Annotated in this window: 21 protein-coding genes and 1 pseudogene; 7 read left to right on the top strand and 15 right to left on the bottom strand. The window is 67.3% G+C overall.

Annotated features, from left to right (window positions below; all coding sequences use genetic code 11):
* Positions 1 to 3 precede the first annotated feature (3 nt).
* On the bottom strand, positions 4 to 1,200 hold the full coding sequence (locus ACQ5DX_RS04780; RefSeq protein ID WP_430331529.1) for an RtcB family protein: 1,197 nt from the start codon (positions 1,198 to 1,200) through the stop codon (positions 4 to 6).
* Positions 1,201 to 1,359: 159 nt separating this feature from the next.
* Here ACQ5DX_RS04780 and ACQ5DX_RS04775 point away from each other — a divergent pair, with 159 nt between their 5' ends.
* Positions 1,360 to 2,262: a carboxymuconolactone decarboxylase family protein gene (locus ACQ5DX_RS04775; RefSeq protein WP_430331528.1), complete on the top strand. Its 903-nt coding sequence runs from the start codon at positions 1,360 to 1,362 to the stop codon at positions 2,260 to 2,262.
* 125 nt (positions 2,263 to 2,387) lie between these two features.
* Positions 2,388 to 3,005 (top strand): hypothetical protein, encoded by a 618-nt coding sequence (locus tag ACQ5DX_RS04770; RefSeq protein WP_430331527.1) that lies wholly within the window; start codon positions 2,388 to 2,390, stop codon positions 3,003 to 3,005.
* An 86-nt stretch (positions 3,006 to 3,091) separates the two neighbouring features.
* Here the strand turns inward: ACQ5DX_RS04770 and ACQ5DX_RS04765 are convergent, their stop codons facing one another.
* The 5 genes from ACQ5DX_RS04765 to ACQ5DX_RS04745 form a co-directional block, all read right to left on the bottom strand.
* Positions 3,092 to 3,580 (bottom strand): FBP domain-containing protein, encoded by a 489-nt coding sequence (locus ACQ5DX_RS04765; RefSeq protein WP_430331526.1) that lies wholly within the window; start codon positions 3,578 to 3,580, stop codon positions 3,092 to 3,094.
* Between the two features lie 92 nt (positions 3,581 to 3,672).
* Entirely contained in the window at positions 3,673 to 4,770 is a 1,098-nt protein-coding gene (locus ACQ5DX_RS04760; protein ID WP_430331525.1) for an LLM class flavin-dependent oxidoreductase, read from the bottom strand.
* A complete protein-coding gene (locus ACQ5DX_RS04755; protein WP_430331524.1) occupies positions 4,767 to 5,501 on the bottom strand; it encodes an ABC transporter ATP-binding protein in 735 nt (244 codons plus the stop codon). The genes ACQ5DX_RS04760 and ACQ5DX_RS04755 overlap by 4 nt, the downstream gene beginning before the upstream one ends.
* On the bottom strand, positions 5,474 to 6,316 hold the full coding sequence (locus tag ACQ5DX_RS04750; protein ID WP_430331523.1) for an ABC transporter permease: 843 nt from the start codon (positions 6,314 to 6,316) through the stop codon (positions 5,474 to 5,476). Before ACQ5DX_RS04750 ends, ACQ5DX_RS04755 begins: the two co-directional genes overlap by 28 nt.
* On the bottom strand, positions 6,313 to 7,323 hold the full coding sequence (locus tag ACQ5DX_RS04745) for an ABC transporter substrate-binding protein (RefSeq protein WP_430331522.1): 1,011 nt from the start codon (positions 7,321 to 7,323) through the stop codon (positions 6,313 to 6,315). The genes ACQ5DX_RS04750 and ACQ5DX_RS04745 overlap by 4 nt, the downstream gene beginning before the upstream one ends.
* Before the next feature lie 392 nt (positions 7,324 to 7,715).
* Here ACQ5DX_RS04745 and ACQ5DX_RS04740 point away from each other — a divergent pair, with 392 nt between their 5' ends.
* Positions 7,716 to 7,985: a GlsB/YeaQ/YmgE family stress response membrane protein gene (locus tag ACQ5DX_RS04740; protein WP_430331521.1), complete on the top strand. Its 270-nt coding sequence runs from the start codon at positions 7,716 to 7,718 to the stop codon at positions 7,983 to 7,985.
* A gap of 120 nt (positions 7,986 to 8,105) precedes the next feature.
* Here the strand turns inward: ACQ5DX_RS04740 and ACQ5DX_RS04735 are convergent, their stop codons facing one another.
* The gene (locus ACQ5DX_RS04735; RefSeq protein WP_430331520.1) at positions 8,106 to 8,240 is read right to left on the bottom strand and encodes a hypothetical protein; all 135 of its coding nucleotides are present in this window, start codon (positions 8,238 to 8,240) and stop codon (positions 8,106 to 8,108) included.
* Positions 8,241 to 8,580: 340 nt separating this feature from the next.
* A complete protein-coding gene (locus ACQ5DX_RS04730; RefSeq protein WP_430331519.1) occupies positions 8,581 to 8,784 on the bottom strand; it encodes a hypothetical protein in 204 nt (67 codons plus the stop codon).
* Between the two features lie 242 nt (positions 8,785 to 9,026).
* Here ACQ5DX_RS04730 and ACQ5DX_RS04725 point away from each other — a divergent pair, with 242 nt between their 5' ends.
* Positions 9,027 to 10,004 (top strand): pseudouridine synthase, encoded by a 978-nt coding sequence (locus ACQ5DX_RS04725; RefSeq protein WP_430335546.1) that lies wholly within the window; start codon positions 9,027 to 9,029, stop codon positions 10,002 to 10,004.
* 118 nt (positions 10,005 to 10,122) lie between these two features.
* Here ACQ5DX_RS04725 and ACQ5DX_RS04720 read toward each other — a convergent pair whose 3' ends face one another.
* On the bottom strand, positions 10,123 to 10,641 hold the full coding sequence (locus ACQ5DX_RS04720) for a hypothetical protein (protein ID WP_430331518.1): 519 nt from the start codon (positions 10,639 to 10,641) through the stop codon (positions 10,123 to 10,125).
* 264 nt (positions 10,642 to 10,905) lie between these two features.
* Entirely contained in the window at positions 10,906 to 11,103 is a 198-nt protein-coding gene (locus tag ACQ5DX_RS04715) for a hypothetical protein (protein ID WP_430331517.1), read from the bottom strand.
* 221 nt (positions 11,104 to 11,324) lie between these two features.
* On the opposite strand from ACQ5DX_RS04715, the gene ACQ5DX_RS04710 reads away from it, so the two are divergent.
* Both ACQ5DX_RS04710 and ACQ5DX_RS04705 read left to right on the top strand, forming a co-directional pair.
* The gene (locus ACQ5DX_RS04710) at positions 11,325 to 12,761 is read left to right on the top strand and encodes an SMP-30/gluconolactonase/LRE family protein (protein ID WP_430331516.1); all 1,437 of its coding nucleotides are present in this window, start codon (positions 11,325 to 11,327) and stop codon (positions 12,759 to 12,761) included.
* Positions 12,762 to 12,906: 145 nt separating this feature from the next.
* A pseudogene (locus tag ACQ5DX_RS04705) lies at positions 12,907 to 13,116 on the top strand (pseudouridine synthase); the annotation flags it as partial.
* A 159-nt stretch (positions 13,117 to 13,275) separates the two neighbouring features.
* On the opposite strand, the gene ACQ5DX_RS04700 reads toward ACQ5DX_RS04705, so the two are convergent.
* On the bottom strand, positions 13,276 to 14,262 hold the full coding sequence (locus ACQ5DX_RS04700) for a glycoside hydrolase family 43 protein (protein WP_430331515.1): 987 nt from the start codon (positions 14,260 to 14,262) through the stop codon (positions 13,276 to 13,278).
* Between the two features lie 664 nt (positions 14,263 to 14,926).
* Here ACQ5DX_RS04700 and ACQ5DX_RS04695 point away from each other — a divergent pair.
* Positions 14,927 to 15,115 (top strand): hypothetical protein, encoded by a 189-nt coding sequence (locus tag ACQ5DX_RS04695; protein WP_430331514.1) that lies wholly within the window; start codon positions 14,927 to 14,929, stop codon positions 15,113 to 15,115.
* A 179-nt stretch (positions 15,116 to 15,294) separates the two neighbouring features.
* Here ACQ5DX_RS04695 and ychF read toward each other — a convergent pair whose 3' ends face one another.
* The 4 genes from ychF to ACQ5DX_RS04675 form a co-directional block, all read right to left on the bottom strand.
* Positions 15,295 to 16,374, bottom strand: coding sequence for a redox-regulated ATPase YchF (ychF, locus tag ACQ5DX_RS04690; protein WP_430331513.1), 1,080 nt, complete (start codon positions 16,372 to 16,374; stop codon positions 15,295 to 15,297).
* A gap of 74 nt (positions 16,375 to 16,448) precedes the next feature.
* A complete protein-coding gene (locus ACQ5DX_RS04685; RefSeq protein WP_430331512.1) occupies positions 16,449 to 16,868 on the bottom strand; it encodes a CD225/dispanin family protein in 420 nt (139 codons plus the stop codon).
* Positions 16,869 to 16,934: 66 nt separating this feature from the next.
* Entirely contained in the window at positions 16,935 to 17,522 is a 588-nt protein-coding gene (locus ACQ5DX_RS04680) for a class I SAM-dependent methyltransferase (RefSeq protein ID WP_430331511.1), read from the bottom strand.
* 92 nt (positions 17,523 to 17,614) lie between these two features.
* Positions 17,615 to 19,234 (bottom strand): MDR family MFS transporter, encoded by a 1,620-nt coding sequence (locus tag ACQ5DX_RS04675; RefSeq protein ID WP_430335545.1) that lies wholly within the window; start codon positions 19,232 to 19,234, stop codon positions 17,615 to 17,617.
* Positions 19,235 to 19,246 lie beyond the last annotated feature (12 nt).

Genomic DNA, 19,246 nt, shown 5'->3' with positions numbered 1-19,246 from the left:
ACTCTAGGTGCCCTTGACGTTGAGGATCTGCCGTAGCTCGTGTCGGATGTCCACGAGATCCTGGGCGTCGTGCATCACCACGTCGATGTCCTTGTAGGCGTCGGGGATCTCGTCGATCCACTCGGCTCCGTGCCGGTACTCGATTCCCTTCATCCGCCGGGCCAGGTCATCGACCGTGAACCGCTTGCGTGCCTGTGTCCGGGAGAACCGGCGGCCGGCGCCGTGCGGGGCGGAGCACAACCCTCGCGCGTCGCCCTTGCCGCTGACCACGTAGGACCTGGTACCCATGGACCCCGGGATCACGGCCGCCACACCCTGGTGCGCGTTGACCGCCCCCTTGCGAGTGAGCCAGACCTTCTCGCCGTAGTGCTCCTCCTGCTCGGTGTAGTTATGGTGACAATTAATTCGCTCGGCCTCGACCACCGGGGCGCCGATCCACTCACCGAACAGCTTGCTGAAGCGGTCCATCATCTCGGCCCGGTTCAGCAGCGCGAATCGCTGTGCCCACCGCAGTTCCCGGATGTACGCCCAGAACTCGGGCGCACCCTCCGCCAGGTAGGCCAGATCCCGGTTCGGCAGGTCGATGTGCCAAGTTCGGCACAGCTTCTGGGCTATCGCAATGTGCTTCTGCGCGATCTTGTTCCCCACACCCCGGCTGCCGGAGTGCAGGAACAGCCAGACCCGATCCTGCTCGTCGAGACACAGCTCGATGAAGTGGTTGCCGCCGCCCAGGGAGCCGAGCTGCTCGCGCCACTTCGGGGAATGCGACAGGTCGACGCCGTCCTTGGCGGCCCGCTCCTCGAGCTCGGCGATCTTGGGCTCCGCGAACCACTTTCCGAGCGACGCGGTGAGGTTGTAGTGGCCCGGGGACAGCGGGATCGCGTGTTCGATCCGCAACCGCAGCGCATGCAGCGTCCGGCCCGCCCGCTCCGCACGCTCGACATCCGCGAAGGTGAACTGCGTTCGGGCAGCGATCATTCCGCATCCGATGTCGACGCCGACCGCCGCCGGGATGACCGCACCGCGGGTGGGGATCACCGTCCCGACCGCCGACCCCTTGCCGGCGTGGGCGTCGGGCATCAGTGCCACGTGCGGGTACACGAACGGCATGGACGCGGTCTGACGGGCCTGCGCGAGGGTTCCGTCGTCGAGGTGGCTGGCAAAGTTCAGCAGGTTGTGGCCGTGCTCGGTGGGGGTCACTGTCCTTCTCCGGTCGTGGACGTCCGCGCGGGGTTCGCCCGCGTCGCGTCCGAAAATGGTTGGTACCACAACCGTATGGCGATACCGGGACAAAGCAAACGAATAATCGTTCGTTGCAGTTCAATGGAGAACGACGTTGTCGTACTCGAAAGGACGGTGGTGGCAGTGACGGACTGGACCAATGAGAGCGGCGCATCGGCGCTGCGCCGATTCGCCCCCGCGGTCGCGGCCACGCTCGACCGCCTCGTCGCGCTCGTGCCGGCTCTCGGTGACGGCCCACTTGCCGCACAGGTCCGGCAGGCGTGCGCGCGGACCCTGTCGCTGCCCCCGCTGCCGGCTCCCGAGTCCGCGGCGTCGGCGGTGGCCCCACCGGCGGCGCTCGCCTTCGCCGAGCAGTTCTGCGTCGACGTATCCGAGATCGACGACAGCATGCGGACCGAACTGGCGACGACGCTCGGGGACCGGACCGGCACGTTCGTGCAGGCGCTCTACGTAGCCGACTGGGTCCCGCGCGTGCGGGCCGGACTCGACGCGCTCTTCGAGGCGTCCGAGCCTGCGTGGACAATCCCGACCGTCTGGGACACCACCGGTGAGCCGTGGCCGCTGATCCAGCGCACGCTGGTCGAGGTCGCCCGCGTGCGTGAGCTCGACCCGGTCACGACCGAGGTGGTGCGGCTGTACCAGGCACGTCAGCACAACTGCCGACTGTGCAAGTCGCTGCGCAACCGCACCGCCATGGTGTCCGGCGGCGACGAGAGCCTCTACGACGCGATCGACGACTTCCGTCGCAGCGACCTGTCACCGCGACACAAGGCGGCGCTCGAGTTGGCCGACGCCCTCACGTGGCAGCCCGGGCACCTGGATCCGCGGGTCGCGTCGGATGTACGCGCGCACTTCTCCCCCGCCGAGGCGATGGAACTTGTGATCGACATGATGCGCAACTCGTGCAACAAGATCGCGGTCTCGACGGGGACGGACCAGGCCAACGTCGAGGACGGCATCGAGGTCTACGACGTCAACCCCGACGGCAGCGTCGACTTCGGTCTGGCGCTACCCGGCTGACAGCCCTCGCCGGGCCACAACGTCCGAAGCGCCATTGCCATGCCCCGACCAACGAGAGGAAAGTGAGGTGAGGAACGGGACCGGTGGCGCCACCGGGGCGCCGCCTCGAACAAAGGAAGTTGATCGTGTACGCGCGTTCTACGACTATTCAGGCGCATCCCTCGTTCATCGACGCCGGAATCAAGCACATCCGTGACACCGTGATGCCGGCGCTCGCCGACATCGAGGGCAGCGCCGGGCTGTCACTACTGGTCGACCGCGACTCCGGGCGCTGCATCGCCACCAGTTCGTGGAGGGACGAGGAGACCCTCCGCGCGAGCGAAGCACCCGCCATACACCTTCGAGATCAGGCCACGGAGGTCTTCCACGGCACCTCGCACGTCGAGCGGTGGGACATCGAAGCCCTGCACCGCGACCACACGTCGCACCTCGGCGCCGCGGTCCGCGCGACCTGGTTCAAGGTCGATCCCGGCAAGATGATGCACGCTGTCGATGCGTTCAAGCTGAGGTTGCCCGCGATGGAAGGCCTCGACGGATTCTGTAGCGCGAGCCTGATGGTCGACCACTCGGCCGGGCGGGCCGTGTCCTCGGTGACCTTCGACAGCGTCGAACAGATGCGGGCCAGTCGCGAGCAGTCCGAAACGGGCCGGACCGCTTTCCTCAGCGAGGCCGGAGCCGAGTTGCTGGAGGTATGCGAGTTCGAGCTCGCGATCGCGCACCTGCACGTGCCCGAAATGGTCTGACCGTCGGCCTACCGACGGGTGACTATCGGAGTCGCCTCGCGACGATTGCTCCGATAATCACCCGTTCGCGAGCGGCTGTCCTGGGTTCAGCCGTACAGCCGCTCGACGAAGGCGTTCAGGTTCTCCTGGACCCGCTCGATCTTCTCGTCCTCGGAGAGATCCTCGCGGTACCTGCTGCCGAGCGCGGGCCGCTTCTTGCCGCGCGCGTACAGCGAGCACGCGAGGTCGATGCACATGTAGATGCCCACCGTATTCCCGGCACGTCCGGACTCGCCCACCTTGTTGGCGGCCATGAGGGCGACGTTGCCGCGGGTGTGCGTGGTCATGCAGATCACGCACATCTGCGACTTGCCAGATCCGTTCGGTTCGAACCGCATCGCGATCCCGACCAACCCGTCCTCCCGGGGCACGACCAGGTAACCGCGGCCAGGGAACGACTGGTCCGTCCAACCGAGGAAGTCCAGGTCGTCCCAGGGACGGTCGTCGAGGTCACGCGGGGCGGGCAGACGCTTGGCATCACCCTTGGAGCAGTTGACGAACGACGCTCTGATGTCGCGTTCGGTGATCGGATCCATGACCGGACCGACTCCTTCGATCGTTCGGACAGCAAATCACCGTCACGATACGACCGACCCCGGCGGCCGACAAACGGTTTTCCGGCGTGCGCTCAGGCGGCCTGGAGCAGCCCCTGCCGGGACAGGATGGGCCGCACCCCCTCCCCGAACCAGTAGGCCTCCTCGATGTGCGGCTGGCCCGAGAGCACGAAGTGCTCGACGCCCACCGCCGCGTACTCCTGGATGAGCGACGCCAACTCAGCGTGGCTGCCGACGAGCGCGGTCCCCGCGCCGCCGCGAACCAGCCCGTAGCCGGCCCACAGCCCTGGGTACACCTCGAGCTTCCGCAGGTCGGCGCTGAGCCCGAGCTGGCGACGCTGGCCCTCCGACTCGCTCTGCGCCAACCTGGTCCGCGCCAGTTCGATCTGCGCGGGGCTCATCCGGGCGACGAGCTTGTCGGCCTCCGCCCACGCCTCCTCGGAGGTGTCCCGAGCGATCACGTGCGCGCGGATGCCGAAGCTCAGTGTCCGGCCGTGGGCGGCGGCGCGGCGGCGCACGTCGTCGATCAGCGCACCGACCCGCGCCGGCGGCTCGGTCCACGTGAGATAGGTGTCGACGTGCTTCGCGGCGACGTCGAGCGCGGGCTCGCTGGCCCCGCCGAAGAAGATCCGCGGCGCCGGAGTCGGCGTGGGGAACGCCGCCGCACCCTCGACGGTGTAGTACTTCCCGGCGTGGTCGTAGGGCGCCGCGCCCCAGGCTCCGCGCACGATATCGAGGAACTCCCCCGTCCGCTCGTACCGCTCCTCCTTGGTGAGGAAGTCGCCGAACCGGCGCTGCTCCTCGGCGTCACCGCCGGTGACGATGTTGAGCAGCAACCGTCCGCCCGAGAGCTCCTGGAAGGCGGCGGCCTGCTGCGCGGCGAGGGTCGGGGTGATCAGCCCCGGCCGGAACGCGACCAGGAACTTCAGTGTGCGGGTCTCTCGGATCAGCGCCGCCGTCGTGATCCACGCGTCGGGGCACCAGGTTCCGGTCGGTGTCAGCACCGCCTCGAAGCCGAGTTGCTCGGCGGTCCGCGCCACGAGCGACAGGTAGTCGAGCGACGCGGGCCGGAACTCGGAGGCCCGTCCCGACGCCTCTCGCGGTTCGAGCGCACCGATCACCTCTCGCCCGTCGCCGGACGTGGGCAGATACCAGTGAAAGTGCAGGGTCATGCTGAAATCCCTTCGAGTACACCGAGATGAGCGAGAACTTCCTTGCGCAGCGCGACGACGTCGGGGTCGGCCCGCAGCCGCGGACGCGGCGTCGTCACCGCGACGTCGTGCGCGATGGTGCCGTGGTCGAGCACCAGCACCCGGTCCGCGAGCAGCACCGCCTCCTCCACGTCGTGGGTGACGAGCAGGACGGCGAACCCGTGCCGCCGCCACAGCCGGATCAGCAAGTCGTAGGCGGTGATCCGCGTGAGCGCGTCGAGCGCGCCGAACGGCTCGTCGAGCAGCAGCAGGTCCGGTTCCCGGACCAATGCGCGGGCGAGGGACACGCGCTGCGCCTCGCCGCCGGACAGTGTCAGCGGCCAGGCGTCGACTCGGTGCCCGAGGTTCACCTCGGCGAGTGCCTCGATCGCCCGCCGCTTGCCGTCGGAGTTCGACAGTCCGAGGGAGACGTTGCGGTGCACGCGCTTCCAGGGCAGCAGCCGCGGCTCCTGGAACGCGACGGCCACCGAGCCGTCGACGTCGATGCGGCCCTCGTGTCCGCGGTCGAGACCCGCGATGGTGCGCAGCAGCGTCGACTTGCCGGATCCGCTGCGGCCCACCAGCGCCACGATCTCCCCGCGCCGCAGCGTCAGGTCGATGCCGTCGAGCACGACGTCGGATCCGAAGACTCGTCGCACGCCGCGGCCGACGACGACGTCGTCGCTCACGCGCCCTGGTACGTCTTGCGCCATGTCAGCAGCCTTCCCTCGAGGGCCCGCACGAGCGCGTCGGTCGCGAGACCGAGGAACGCGTAGACGAGCAGGCCGAAGATGACGATGTCGATGCGGAAGTAGATGCGGGCGTTGTTGACGAGGTAGCCGAGGCCCGCGTCGGCGTTGATCTGCTCGGCGACGATCAGCGCCAGCCACGCCACGCCGAGCGACAACCGCAGGCCGGTCAGCGCCTGCGGCAGTGCACCCGGCAGGATCACGTGGGTGGCGAGCTGGAACTTGCTCAGCCCCAATGTTTCCGCAGCCTCGATGAGCTTGCCGTCGATGCTGCGGATCCCGGCGAACAGGTTCAGATACAGCGGGAACATCACGCCGAGTGCCACCAGGAACACCTTGGGCTGCTCGCCGATCCCGAACCAGAGGATGAACAGCGGGATCAGCCCGAGGAAGGGCACCGTCCGCAGCATCTGGATCGGCGGGTCGATCGCGAGTTCCACGATCCGGGAGAACCCGGCCAGCACCCCGAGCAGCACCGCGACCGCGATCCCGAGCACCACTCCGAACAACACCCGCTGCACCGACACCGCCAGCGCGTCCTGCAGACTGCCGTCCGACCACAGCTCGGCCGCCGCCGAGACCACCTGCGCCGGCGAGGCGAGCGTCTTGTCCGACACCACACCGGCGGAGCTGAGCACCTGCCACAGCACCAGCAACACGAGCGGGGAGATCAAGCGCAGCAAGGGCTTCCAGGAGCGTCGCGGCCGCGGCGTCCGCCTCGGCGCGGCGTCGTCGACCGCGGCTACCGTCGGGACGTCCTTCGCCAGGAGCGCGGTCATTTCGCGACCGCCCGGATCTGCTCGTTGAACCGGGCGTCGAACCAGTCGCCGGCGACCGGGGCCTGCTTCAGCAGCCCGGCAGCGGCGAACAGGTCGATCAGCTTCTGCTGCTTCCCGATCCGCTGGTCGTCGATGGGAACATACGAACCCTTCGACGTGTCGAACGACGCCGCGGCCACGCCCTGCGGAAGCTTGGTCAGTTTCGCGAAGATCGGCACCCAGGCCTCGGGATGGGCATCGGCCCACACCTGGGCGCGTGCCAGTCGCTGGAAGAAGTCGGCCAGCGCTGCCGACTTCGCCGGATCCGCCAAGGCATCCGAGGAGGCCGAGAAGTACGACTGGCCGGTGGTGACCTCACTGCCGTCGGCGATCACCTTGGCACCCGCATTGTCCTTTCCGACGGTGGCATACGGGTTCCACACCGCCCACGCGTCGACCTGCCCGGCGGTGAACGCGCTCAACGCGTCCGCAGGGCTCAGGAACTGGAACTGGAAGTCCGACACCGGCAGATGCGCCTGATCGAGCAGACCCAGCAGCAAGCCGTGCGAACTCGACCCCTGCGTGACCGCGATCTTCTTGCCCTTCAGGTCGGCGATGGACGACGCCGTCGAGTTCGCCGGCACCAGCAGGAAGTCGTTGGTGCCGGTGCGTGCCTGCACCGCGACGATGCGCCCGGAGTTGCCGTTGGCCTGCGCGAAGACCGGCGGGACGTCGCCGGTGCCGCCGGCGTCGATCTTGTTGGCGCCCAACGCCTCCAGCAGTGGCGGTCCGGCCTCGAACGTGGACCACTCGATGCCGTAGTCGAGACCGTCCAGCTCCCCGGCCGCCTCGAGCAGCGACTGGGTGCTCTTGACCTGGTCGCCGATGCGGAGCGTGACACCGGATGCGGCGTTGCCGGCGGTGTCGGACGGCTCCGCCGCGCCGGAACTGCTGCAGGCGCCGACCGTCAGCGCTGCGACGGCCGTCACGGCGGCGAGGACGAAACGTGTTCGCGTCGAACGACGCATGGAAACCTCCGATACGTACGTGAGGAGTGCACGAGAAACCCGAGTCCGGTCGGGACGACCAGCGGGTGAGACGAGAGGAAGGGGCCCGCTCAGTTCAGGCGGGCCGACGACATCAACAGGAGCGCGAACAGGGTGCACACGCGCAGCAGGCCACGATGGCGTGCTGGTGTGCCTGGGTCTCGACGCTGCCGAAGGTCATGCCCGAATCCTGGGTGCCGTCGACCCGGCCGTCAACGAACCGCCCGACGTTCGACGACCGCGTGGACCGCGCCTGGTCTGGGCGTTCAAGAGTTCGGATCACCCGAGTTCGATACACCGTCGATGCGGACGAAACAGCGTGTCCGAGGGGAAAAACCGGGCGTGCGACGCGTTCTGCTGCCTATACTCCGGCCATGCTGATCATCGGGATGATCCTGTTCGGGTTGCTCGTCGGTGCCGCCGCCCAGTTCATCGTCGGCAAATCCAAGGGCGGAGTCGACTGGGGCCTGGCGTGTGCCGCCGGCATCGGCGGCTCGTTCGTCGGCGGCCTGCTCGTCAGCCTGCTATCCGGTGACGGCCTCGCCCTCCGCCCGAGCGGCATCATCGGCTCGCTCGCCGGCGCGATCATCGTGACCGCCGTCTGGTCGTGGTGGAAGGCCCGGGCCGCGTCGTCGGTCAGCTGAGCCCGACGTTCGCTCCCGTCGCAACGCCTGAGTGGTGCACCGGAACGCACCGCCGATCGGAGTGCACGTGTGGCGGGCACCGTCGAGGTACCCGCCACACGAAACGAAGCAGTAGTCCTACTACGACAGACCCGCCACCTGCGAGACGGAGCCGCCGAATTCGACCACGCCGCTGAGCGCGGCGCCGATGCCGGAGAGCAGGTTGCCGAAGTCTCCGAGTGCCGAGAGCAGGGCGATGATCTGATCGAGATCCATGAGAGTTCCTTCTGGTCGAGCGCGGCAAGATACCACACGGGATACGGAAGAAACGCACTATCTGCATTTCTTCCGAATGCACCCTAAATTTTCCGACGCTCAATTCTCAATATCTATCATTGTGAATTGAAACACATGTCGGAATTGCAATTATTACACGATTGCGTGTTCGCGTATTTATGCGCGTCTTGCAATATTCGAATTATTGCAGACTTTGCGCTGGGAGCGTCAGGCCGAACTGTCCGACCGTGCGCGTACAGTTCGCGATGTAGCTCGGGGGAAGCGAGCTACACGAACGCCCCGGCCGCCAGCCGGGGCGTTCGTCATGTCGATGTCGATCTCAGTGATCCCGCAGTAGTGCTGCTGCAAGGCCGATGCAACCCCCGGTCAGGGCTGTGGCCGCGACAGCACCGGGCAGGCCGTACCCGACTGCAGCGGCCACTGCGCCCGGGATCACGGCTGCGGCCACGATGGGCAGGACCCACGCCCGACCGGGGATCCCCTTCCCCGCACATCGGTCGTCGGTGCACGGTTCTTCGAGCATGGCTTCCTCCGAACTTTTCTCCGGAATGACGGTAGCGAGGCTGCATGTTGCAGCGAAAGTGGTTTTTCGCAGCCCACTGGGGCCTCGGAACCTCCTCGCGTATCGACATTGCGCGCCGCCGGCCTCTCGCTGAGATCCTTGCCGACCGCTGCGGTCTCTCTGCGGATCGGCTAGTTCACACGCGAGAGTGTCACCCACGTCTCGTCGCGGCCCGCGTCGTGGTCGAACCGGTGGCCGGTGGGATGATGACGCATATGCCGATGCCCTCACCGCTGCCCGTCAAGGACGGGGTCGGACCGACGCGATTGCGCGTCCCGACGTCCGGGCCGTGGGCGACGATCGCCGAGTACGTCGTCACGAGGTTCGACCACATAGACGCCGACGACCTGCACCGGCGATTCGACGCCGGCGAGATCGTGGGCGCCGACGGCAGCCCGATCAGCCGCGGGACGGCGCTGGGCGCACACCAGTTCGTCTGGTACTACCGCGACCTGCCGGTGGAGGACCCGATCCCGTTCGACGAGGAGATCCTGCACGTAGACGACGACCTCGTCGTGGTCGACAAGCCTCACTTCCTGCCGACCACCCCGGGCGGGCGATACCTGCGCGAGTCCGCGCTCATCCGACTGCGGACCCGGCTCGACAACCCGGACCTGACACCGATCCATCGACTCGACCGCGCGACCGCCGGCCTGGTGATGTTCTCCGCCCGTCCCGCGACGCGCGGTGCATATCAGTCGCTGTTCGAGAAGCGGCGGGTCGTGAAGGTCTACGAGGCGGTGTCGGCGCTACCGCACGGGTGGGACCCGGACGCACCGGCACTTGCCGGGCGCGCCGTTCCCGTCGTCTACCGCAACCACATCGAGGCGCGGCGCGGCGAATTGCGGGTCGTCGTCGACGACTCCCGTGAGCCCAACTCCGAGACAGTGGTCGAGGTGCGTGGCACCGGCGTGAGCGCCTCCGGACGTGCTGTGCTGCACACGATCCTGCGTCCACACACCGGACGAATGCACCAGTTGCGGGTGCATCTGGCCGCACTCGGCGTCGGGATCCTGGGCGACCGCTGGTATCCCGACCTGCTGCCCGAGGTGCCGGACGATCATTCCCTCCCACTCCAATTGCTGGCGCGGGAACTGGAATTCAGCGATCCGCTATCGGGGAGGCCGCGACGGTTCGTCACCCACCGGACGTTGAGCGAGGCGCCCGTGTCGCGGCGCTGAGCAGACGCCATCGTGAGTGCGAGAGAATGACGTCGGCGTCTCACCGAAACTGGCCGCTACTTGTTCTGAAAGCGGCGCGCCCCAACCGAAACCGGTTGGGGCGCGCTCCGCTGTGCAATCAGGAGCCAGACGATCCGTTCTGGGACGATCCGTTGACGAGCGAACCGGTGGCGAGGGCCCCGCCGAGGGAGCCGCCGAGCGATCCCGCCGCAGCGCCAGCCTCCAGAGAGCCGACCAGGCCGTCTGTCAGGGAGCCGAAGTCGAGCGAGCCGGACAGGGATCCGGAATGGAGGAAGCCCCCGTCCTGTGGGGTTACGAGCTTCCACCCGCTGCACCCGTTGGTGATGAACACGTCGTCGGTGTCTTCGATCTTCACCGTGGTCGGGCCGGTGGATTTGCCGGACGCAATCGACTCGATGTGCGCCAGCCTGACCTTTCCGCGAACCCAGGTGCAGGTCTGCTTACCGTCGAGCCCACCCTCTGTGGCGTAGGTGCCGGGTCGGATTTTGCTGTTCACGCTGTAGATACCCCAGCCTTCGGGGACGGTCTTGGATGCGGCGGAGGCAATTCCCGTGCCCCCGAGGATGACTCCGACCGATGCTGCCGCAACGACGCCGGCAGCGATGGACTTGCGCATTCCGTTCCCCCTGGGGTTCCGTGGTTGGGTCCCGGAGACAGTAGTTGGCAGACCAGACGTATCGGGCCGTTTTGCAGGGTGAATTGTCGGGGTGAGCTGTCTGGCTGTTCACCTGCCATTTTGCGCTCCACGACGGCCACCGAACCGTAAAACAGGGTTCGGTGGGCGCGTCGCCTACGACCCGAACGACAGCGAACCGAGGCTGTCGCGGATCGCCGTCGCGTCCGCTTCAGTGTGAATCCGTGGGAAACACTGATTGCATACCTACTCGGGATGCGGAATGACCACCCGGGCGCGTGCATCAAGCCAAATCGCGTGATCGACTTCCCACGCCGTAATCCGCTGGCCCATGCGAACACTCAACCGCTCCACAACAGAAGCCAGCACCTCCCGCGCCGCCGCAGGTGACACGACCACACCGTGCCGGGCGAGCCAGCGCAGCACCATGCCGTCAGGCTTCACCTCGTCCTCGTTGTCGACCGGGTTTCACGCTGCTTTCCCTACGCTCGCCGGGCCGCGCCGTTCAGCGCAATATCCCGTTCTGACATTGAAGCGCAGGGGCCGGTTCACTCCCACCCACCGGACAAAGGAGACCTAACGGTCATTCATATGCCAGAATGACCGCCGCTCGGGGGCGGCGTGACGCGCACGTCGGCCTGCCGATCGGATTGAAGAGGAACGCAATGAATCGTCGGTTCGGCCGTCTGGGCCGTGGACCGCGTCGCTCGGTGCTTGCGGCGTCGGCACTGTCGGCGGCGGTGGCGCTCGCGTTGTCCGGTTGCTCGTCACCGGAGGCCGACGCGACGGGACCGTCGGACGCCGCTGTCGAGACCATCGTGGTGGGTGATGCTCTGGACTCGCCGACTTCGCTGGCGGTCCGCCCCGACAGCACGGAACTGTGGGTGACCAACGCGGGCAACGACTCCATCACCGTGATCGACACGGCTGTCGCGGGTTCGGCCCGCATGATGCAGGACAGCTACGGCGAGCACTTCACGGCGCGTCCGTCCGGCATCGCTTTCTCCGACGACGGTCAGTATTTCGCGGTGTCGAACAACTCGAACAACGAGGTGCGCGGGATCGACTTCAAGCTCGCACCCGAGCGCAACGCCCACTTCAAGGGCAACAACTTCATGGGCCCGACGCTGTTCTCCACCACCACCTTCGCGCTCGCCGGCCAGAGCAAGCACTACATGGACGACTGGCCGCAGCCCGGCATCAGCCACGACCCGCCGGACGACACCCCGAAGAACCAGTGCCCGTCCGAATACTGGTCGGACGCGACCGCGCGCTGCGTGTGGCCACGCCAGGGCAGCCACCTCGACATGCTGCACGGCAACCCACTCGGCACCGGTATCCTGCACGACCAGGTCAACGCATTCTTCATCCTGGACGGCTGCGGAGCACACGACGCCACCAACGTCTGCCAGGGGCCGGGTCACGTCGCGCGCGTCGACTTCAACCGGGATCACCAGGAGGGCAACGGCTTCCACGGCGACGGCACCACCACGCGTTTCATCGACCTGCCGTACCAGCGGGTGGACTCCGTACCGAGCGGCATGTTCGAGCACGATGGCTGGGTGTACTACGCCGACACCGGCGCCGGTGTCGTCCGACGGTTCCAGCCCGACAGCGGCACCACCGAGGTGATGGTCGCGAACTGGAACGACTCCCCCGCCAGCCACGGCGAGCACGGTCCCGGGGTCATCGACTGGAGCCACATCGAGAACGGTCCGGGCGACGGCGACGACCCCGCAACCGTCGATGCCTGGGTGGAGCGCCGCGGCAACCACGCGGCCATAGCGGCGGCCGGGGACAAGCGGATCCGCCCGATGGAGACGCTGTCCGAGTACTCGTACGTGTGGAACGCAACCCGCGAGGACGCCACGCCTGCCGGCGCTGTCGAGCGTCCGGCCGGACTGGCCGCGGGACCGAATTCGTGGTTCGTCGCGGACAACGCATCGGGCCGCATCGTCGAGTTCGACTGGAGCGGAAAGCAGTTGCGGGTGTTCGAGACCGGCAAGACCGGACTCACCGGTCTCGCCGTCAGCCCGGACGGCAAGACCCTCTACTTCTCGGACGCCTCGACGAACGGTGTGTACCGGCTCGCGCTGAGCTGACAACTCCGAACGGGCGGTTACTGCGATCGGCATTCGGCCGTTGTCGCAGTATCCGCCCGTTCGTCGTCTGACCCATCGCACGCAGCCCGCGGCGGGGCCGAGGCCGCGCCGGTGGATGATGGGACGGGCGCCGATGCCCTCACCGCTCCCCGTCGAGGAACCGGTGCCGTTCCAGGAGGAGGTCCAGCACGTCGACGACGATCTCGTCGTGATCGACAATCCGCAGTTCCTGCCGACCACGCCGGGCGGGCGCTATCTGCTCGAGTCCGCGCTCGTCCAACTGCGGACTCGACTCGCCAACCCGGACCTGACGCCGATCCGCCGACTCGATCACGCGACGGCCGACCTCGTGATGACCATGCCCACCCACTCCAACCGCTTGCCCGAACCGCTTGCCCGGGAACTGGAATTCACCGACCCCCTGTCGGGGAACCGCGACGGTTCGTCACACAACGGACGTTGAGCGAGGCACCCGTTTCGGAGCGCTGAGCGGACGCCTGCCATCGAATCGGTGTCATGCCGGCTCTCGCATCACACCGAAGTGGCGCACATTCCCCGAGAAGCCCGGAATCTCTTGCACCGGCGACCAGGTAGCCAGCCCATCCGTGCTGTCGGAGTAGAGATACTTTCCTTCGGCGTACGCGTCGAGGTAGATCCGCCAAACACCGTTCGGCAACTGGACAACGGCTGGCCCCTCCACCATCGTGCCCCAGTTTCCGGGTGGGACGAAGGAGTAGGGACCTGTCGCCGACGGGGCGACCGCATGCTCGACGACCTTCGTCGTCTCGTTCTTGGTGAACGCATGATAGGTCGATCCCACCTTGACCACGGTGGTGTCGATGTGGTCGGCTCCGATACCGGCGAGCGGAACGGGCAGACTCCACTGCCGAAGCGATGGCTCCAGCGCCGTCATCAGATACGGCACGAATCCCCCACCGGTCGACATCGACAGGATGACGTTGACGCGGTCACCGTCCACGAACCATTCAGGCGCCCACGCCTTGGTGACGAACGGCGACAGCGACGGCCCGTCGGCCGACCCCGCCGAACCAGAGGAGCCGGGCAGGCTCGCCGAACCCGTGCCGTCTCCCGTCCCCGGCATGAGGGCGCAGCAGAACGGGACCGGAAGGTTGCCCATATGCGTCCAGTTGACGCGGTCACTGCTGCGCGCGAAGCCGATACTCGCCCCGCCGCCCGTCGTGTACGTGATGTAGTACAGCCCGTCCGTGTTCCGAAAGATGCTCGGATCACGCACAAGTCCCGACGGGGGCCGATACGCCGACGGTTGGACCAGCTGGAACTGGGAGCCGTCGCCCGACTCGAACACATCCATGTCGCGGTCGCTGGTGTTGCTGAACGCCACCATCGTGTATCGCCACCCCGGCTGCGGTGTGGCCCCACTGCTTCCTGAGGCCGCGACCAACAAGCCTGCGACACACAGCATCACCACCCAGAGGGCAGAACAGCTTCGCTTGGCGAGTGTCACCTCTGCAGCATTCATGACAGCGGGCGCACCACGCGCAGCTTCGGCTACAGGCCTTAGCAGATCGTTACCGACAACGTGGCGACGGCGTGCTGCCTGCACGAGCGAGTGCCACCCAATTCTTCTCGGCCGCCCCCGGTTCATCCCGCGACCCCCGGGTCGGAATACTCTGGTGCAGTTGGTATCCCGACCTTCGGATCGAGGCCCAGGTGTCGGCGGACTGAGCAGGCACTCTGCGCATGGGCGTGGCGCCGCCAACGGACGAATCGGGAAGCCGCAGCGTAAGGCTCCGGCACCGAACGCTCCCGAGATACGCTGACACCGCAGCGGTCGGGACAGGTTCCACGTCGGAGGTCCATGCCATGCGCCGTGTTCCATATCGTCGACTGGCCATCGCCGGCGCAGTCTCGTCAGTTCGTCCTCGGTGTGCTCGGAACACCTGTGATGGCGTCCGCCACCACCGCCATCGACGACGGAGTTCCCGGTCCCGGTCGGATTCGCCACAGCATGCACGCTCGCCATGTGGGTCTGCCTGCCGAATCTGACTACCATCACGCCGTGGGCAAGCACCGGCACACCCGGCGAGGTCACCTTCACTGCGCAAGTCACGCGACTGGGCTACTCCTGCCCGGATCTGTCGGTGAGATGGCTGAATCTGACTACGGGCACCTCGGGAGCCACAATGCTTCGACGAACGCCCATCGACTACAGCCGCCGCGGCACAGCGGACGATTGGTGCCGATACACCCCTGCCCTGGCGGTCACCGGCGAAGGCACTCTGGCCGCGACGGCCGATGCCGGCTCGGTCGTGGCACCGGGGGGCTTTCAGGTTCTCGTCAACGCGGGGTTCGGGACCATCAACGTCCCGTAACTCACCGGGGCTCGAACAGCACCGATACGCACCGCGACCGATTCGAATGCGGCGCGCTTCATTCGCCTCACCGCTGTCAGGCGTGGCAAGAACCATCCCTACGCACGTGAAAGATCAGGCGCTCACCTGCACGAAGAACGTACCGGTGAGCGCCTGATCTGTCGGGAGTTCAGCCCGTTCTACACGTTGAAGCGGAACTCCACGACATCGCCGTCCTGCATGATGTACTCCTTGCCCTCCATGCGCACCTTGCCGGCGGCCTTGGCGGCGTTCATGGAGCCGGCCTCGACGAGGTCGTCGAAGGAGACGATCTCGGCCTTGATGAAGCCGCGCTCGAAGTCGGTGTGGATGACGCCGGCGGCCTGCGGGGCGGTGTCGCCCTTGTGGATCGTCCAGGCGCGGGCTTCCTTCGGACCGGCCGTCAGGTAGGTCTGCAGGCCGAGGGTGTGGAAGCCGGTGCGGGCGAGTGCGTGCAGGCCGGGCTCGGACTGGCCGATGGAGTCGAGCATCTCCTGGCGGTCGTCCTCGTCGAGCTCGAGGAGTTCGTGCTCCACCTTGGCGTCGAGGAACACCGCGTCGGCGGGGGCGACGGACGCGCGCAGCTCGGCGACCTTGGCCTCGTCGGTGAGCACCGACTCGTCGGCGTTGAAGACGTACAGGAACGGCTTGGTGGTGAGCAGGTGCAGCTCACGCAGCAGGGCGAAGTCCAGCTTGTCCTTGGCGCTGAACAGGGTCTTGCCCTCGTTGAGGATCTCCTGCGCCTTCAGCGCCTCCTCGTGCTGCGGCTTGAGTTCCTTGTTCTTCTTCGCTTCCTTCTCGAGCCGCGGCAGCGCCTTCTCGAGGGACTGCATGTCCGCGATCACGAGCTCGGTCTCGATGACCTCGATGTCGGACGCCGGATCGACGCGACCGTCGACGTGCACGACGTCGTCGTCGGCGAACACGCGGACGACCTGGCAGATGGCGTCGGCCTCACGGATGTTGGCGAGGAACTTGTTGCCCAGGCCCGCGCCCTCGGACGCGCCCTTGACGATGCCGGCGATGTCGACGAACGACACGGTGGCGGGCAGGATGCGCTCGGAACCGAAGATCTCGGCGAGCTTGTTCAGCCGCGGATCCGGCAGCTCGACCAGGCCGACATTGGGCTCGATCGTGGCGAACGGGTAGTTCGCGGCGAGCACGTCGTTCTTGGTCAGCGCGTTGAAAAGGGTCGACTTGCCGACGTTGGGAAGTCCGACGATTCCGAGGGTAAGGCTCACGGTATAGGGATTCTACGGCGTCACGCCTCGACGGCGGTGGTCGGCCGCACTCCGGAGCCGACCACCGCCGTCGTTCACCACTGGTAGGTCGTGCCCGTGCTGACGTCGTCCACCGCGGCCGCGAACGCCGCGACCATGAGGAACCACATGATGATCGAGAGCACGAACAGGCCGATGCCGATGCCCAGCGCGATCTTGCCGAGCGTCTTGACGCGGTCCGACGCGTACTGCGCGCCCTGGTAGTCACCCATCGCCCACCTGGGGAGGATCGAATGCAGGTGGTTGAACGTGGCGAACGCGAGCGGCCAGAAGAAGATGATCGATGCGACGGCCCAGCCGGCGTTCGACGGCGGCACCGGCGGCTGCCCGCCGTACTGTGCCGGCGCGGGTCCGGTCGGATACTGCGGCGCGCTCGGGTACGGCTGCTGCGGGTAGCTGGGCTGGCCCCCGTACGGCTCGCCCGTCGACGGCGGGTTGTAGGTCGGCTCCGACATGGATGTCCCCCTGGGATCTGACGACGAAATTGTCGGCACAGAAGGTAGCCGAAACCGACTTGTCGGTCAGCGCCCGGGTTTGCGGGCCACCGTGACCGCCCAGCCCGCACCGTCGTGCCACGGCCGCAGATCCCATGTCGCGAACCGGTGCTCCCGCTCCAGCCCGACCGCGGCGAGGTCGGCGTCGAACTGGTCGACGGTGTAGTCGTAGTCGGTTGCGAAGCCGGTGACGAACAGGCCGCCGGGCACCAGGTGCTCGGCGAGGCGCCCGAGCACCTGCCGCTCGGTCCCCCGCGCGACGAAGATCATCACGTTGCCGGCCGCGACGACGGCGTCGAACCGCTCCCCCGGCAGATCGAGCGTCGCCAGGTCGGCCTCGTGCACCGTCAACTCCGAGTGCTGGCGGGCCTCCGCCACCAGCACCGGGTCCAGGTCGACGCCGGTGACGCGGTGACCGCGTCGGGCCAGTTCGGACCCGAGGCGCCCAGTGCCGCAGCCGGCGTCGAGGACACGCGCGCCGCGCGGCAGCATCGCATCCACGGCCCGGGCCTCGCCGTGCAGGTCCGTCCCCTCGGCCTCGAGCCGCGCGAACCGCTCGATGTAGGCGCGGGAGTCGGACGCGGAACGTTCACGCTGCCACCGGGTGCTGCTCATGCGCCCACGATAGGCCCGGACGAGGCGCGGACAGCAGAAGGGCCGGACACCGTCATGGACGGCGTCCGGCCCTTCTTCAGATCGGGGCTTTGCTACCTGCGCCTCGAATCCGTCGGCTCCGCCGGGAGCGGATCGACGAGAACCGGGTCGCCCTGGACGATCTCGGCGAGTTCGGCGTCGACGTCGTCGCCGGCCGCCTCGGCGCGGCGCTGCTCGTCCGCGCTGAACGTGCGCAGTGCCACCTCCTTGATCAACACGATCGCCACGAAGCTGAGCAGCGAGACGATGCCGGAGATCAGGAAGATCCGCGCGGTCGCGTCACCGTAGGCGCCGCGGACGATGTCCGCGATCGGACCCGGCAGCTCCTTGAGGTTCGACAGTCCGGCACCCGAGCCACCGGCCTGGCTCATGTCGACCCCGGCCGCGGTCAGGCCCTTGATCGTCAGGTCCGCGACGTGGCTGGACAGCACCGCACCGAGGACGGAGACGCCGGCCGCGCCACCGAGCGAGCGGAAGAACGAGACCACCGAGCTGGCCGAACCCAGGTCGGACGGGCTGACCGTGTTCTGCACGGCCAGGACCAGGTTCTGCATCGTCATGCCCATGCCGACACCGAGCACGAACAGGAAGCTGCCGAGCAGCACCATGTTGGTCTCGTGATCGATCGTCGACAGCAGGAAGAATCCGGCCGTCATCAAGATCGCGCCACCGACGAGGAAACCCTTCCAGCGGCCGAACTTCGTGATCAGCGCGCCCGAGACCGCCGACGACACCATCGAACCGATGACCATCGGCAGCGTCAGCAGGCCCGCCACGGTCGGCGAGTAGCCGCGTGCGATCTGGAAGTACTGGCCCAGGAACACCGCGCCGCCGAAGAGCGCGACGCCGACCGAGACACTGGCGAGGGTCGCCAGCGTGGTGGTGCGGTCCTTGAACAGGCGCAGCGGGATGATCGGGTCCTTGGCCTTGGTCTCTGCGAAGACCGCCGCGACCAGCAGCAGGACACCGAGCGCGACCAGCCCGAACGACACACCAGATGCCCAGTCGAAGTTCTTGCCCGCCAGCGTCACCCAGATCAGCAGGGTGCTCACGCCCGACGCGATGAGCAGGGCGCCGAGGTAATCGATACTGACGTTCTTGCGGACGACCGGCAGGTTGAGGGTCCGCTGGATGACGACCAGTGCGATGACGGCGAGCGGGACGCCGACGAAGAACGTCCAGCGCCAGCCGAGCCAGCTGGTGTCGACGATGAGGCCGCCGATCAGCGGTCCGGCGACGGTCGCGATCGACATGACACCGGCCATCGGGCCCTGGTACCGGCCGCGTTCACGCGGGCTGAACATCGTCGCGATGACGATGACGACCAGCGCCTGCAGGCCACCGAGACCGAGGCCCTGGACGGCGCGGAACGCGATGAGCATGCCGACCGACTGCGACAGGCCCGCCAGGACCGAACCGATCGTGAAGATCACGAGCGCCAGCTGCACCAGCAGCTTCTTGCTGACCAGGTCGGAGAACTTGCCCCAGATCGGGGTGGTCGCGGTGGACGCCAGCAGCGTCGCCGTCACGACCCACGTGTACTGGTCCTGCGTGCCGTGCAAGCTGGTGATGATGGTCGGCAGCGCGTTGGAGACGATGGTCGACGACAGGAAAGCGACGAACATGCCGAGCAGCAGGCCCACGAGCGCCTGGATGCGCTGCGAGTGCGTCATCGGCGAGTCCGC

It is taken from the genome of Rhodococcus sp. ACT016 (assembly GCF_050477185.1).
Lineage (GTDB): Bacteria > Actinomycetota > Actinomycetes > Mycobacteriales > Mycobacteriaceae > Prescottella.
This window is presented reverse-complemented; position numbering and strand designations above follow the sequence as displayed.

What these genes read in the sequence shown, in the direction of transcription:
- ACQ5DX_RS04765 (WP_430331526.1), bottom strand. Translation starts at nt 3,580, where the DNA reads ATGGATCCGATCACCGAACGCGACATCAGAGCGTCGTTCGTCAACTGC.
- ACQ5DX_RS04760 (WP_430331525.1), bottom strand. Translation starts at nt 4,770, where the DNA reads ATGACCCTGCACTTTCACTGGTATCTGCCCACGTCCGGCGACGGGCGA.
- ACQ5DX_RS04755 (WP_430331524.1), bottom strand. Translation starts at nt 5,501, where the DNA reads ATGGCGCAAGACGTACCAGGGCGCGTGAGCGACGACGTCGTCGTCGGC.
- ACQ5DX_RS04750 (WP_430331523.1), bottom strand. Translation starts at nt 6,316, where the DNA reads ATGACCGCGCTCCTGGCGAAGGACGTCCCGACGGTAGCCGCGGTCGAC.
- ACQ5DX_RS04745 (WP_430331522.1), bottom strand. Translation starts at nt 7,323, where the DNA reads ATGCGTCGTTCGACGCGAACACGTTTCGTCCTCGCCGCCGTGACGGCC.
- ACQ5DX_RS04740 (WP_430331521.1), top strand. Translation starts at nt 7,716, where the DNA reads ATGCTGATCATCGGGATGATCCTGTTCGGGTTGCTCGTCGGTGCCGCC.
- ACQ5DX_RS04735 (WP_430331520.1), bottom strand. Translation starts at nt 8,240, where the DNA reads ATGGATCTCGATCAGATCATCGCCCTGCTCTCGGCACTCGGAGACTTC.
- ACQ5DX_RS04730 (WP_430331519.1), bottom strand. Translation starts at nt 8,784, where the DNA reads ATGCTCGAAGAACCGTGCACCGACGACCGATGTGCGGGGAAGGGGATC.
- ACQ5DX_RS04725 (WP_430335546.1), top strand. Translation starts at nt 9,027, where the DNA reads ATGATGACGCATATGCCGATGCCCTCACCGCTGCCCGTCAAGGACGGG.
- ACQ5DX_RS04720 (WP_430331518.1), bottom strand. Translation starts at nt 10,641, where the DNA reads ATGCGCAAGTCCATCGCTGCCGGCGTCGTTGCGGCAGCATCGGTCGGA.
- ACQ5DX_RS04710 (WP_430331516.1), top strand. Translation starts at nt 11,325, where the DNA reads ATGAATCGTCGGTTCGGCCGTCTGGGCCGTGGACCGCGTCGCTCGGTG.
- ACQ5DX_RS04700 (WP_430331515.1), bottom strand. Translation starts at nt 14,262, where the DNA reads ATGAATGCTGCAGAGGTGACACTCGCCAAGCGAAGCTGTTCTGCCCTC.
- ACQ5DX_RS04695 (WP_430331514.1), top strand. Translation starts at nt 14,927, where the DNA reads ATGCTTCGACGAACGCCCATCGACTACAGCCGCCGCGGCACAGCGGAC.
- ACQ5DX_RS04685 (WP_430331512.1), bottom strand. Translation starts at nt 16,868, where the DNA reads ATGTCGGAGCCGACCTACAACCCGCCGTCGACGGGCGAGCCGTACGGG.
- ACQ5DX_RS04680 (WP_430331511.1), bottom strand. Translation starts at nt 17,522, where the DNA reads ATGAGCAGCACCCGGTGGCAGCGTGAACGTTCCGCGTCCGACTCCCGC.
- ACQ5DX_RS04675 (WP_430335545.1), bottom strand. Translation starts at nt 19,234, where the DNA reads ATGACGCACTCGCAGCGCATCCAGGCGCTCGTGGGCCTGCTGCTCGGC.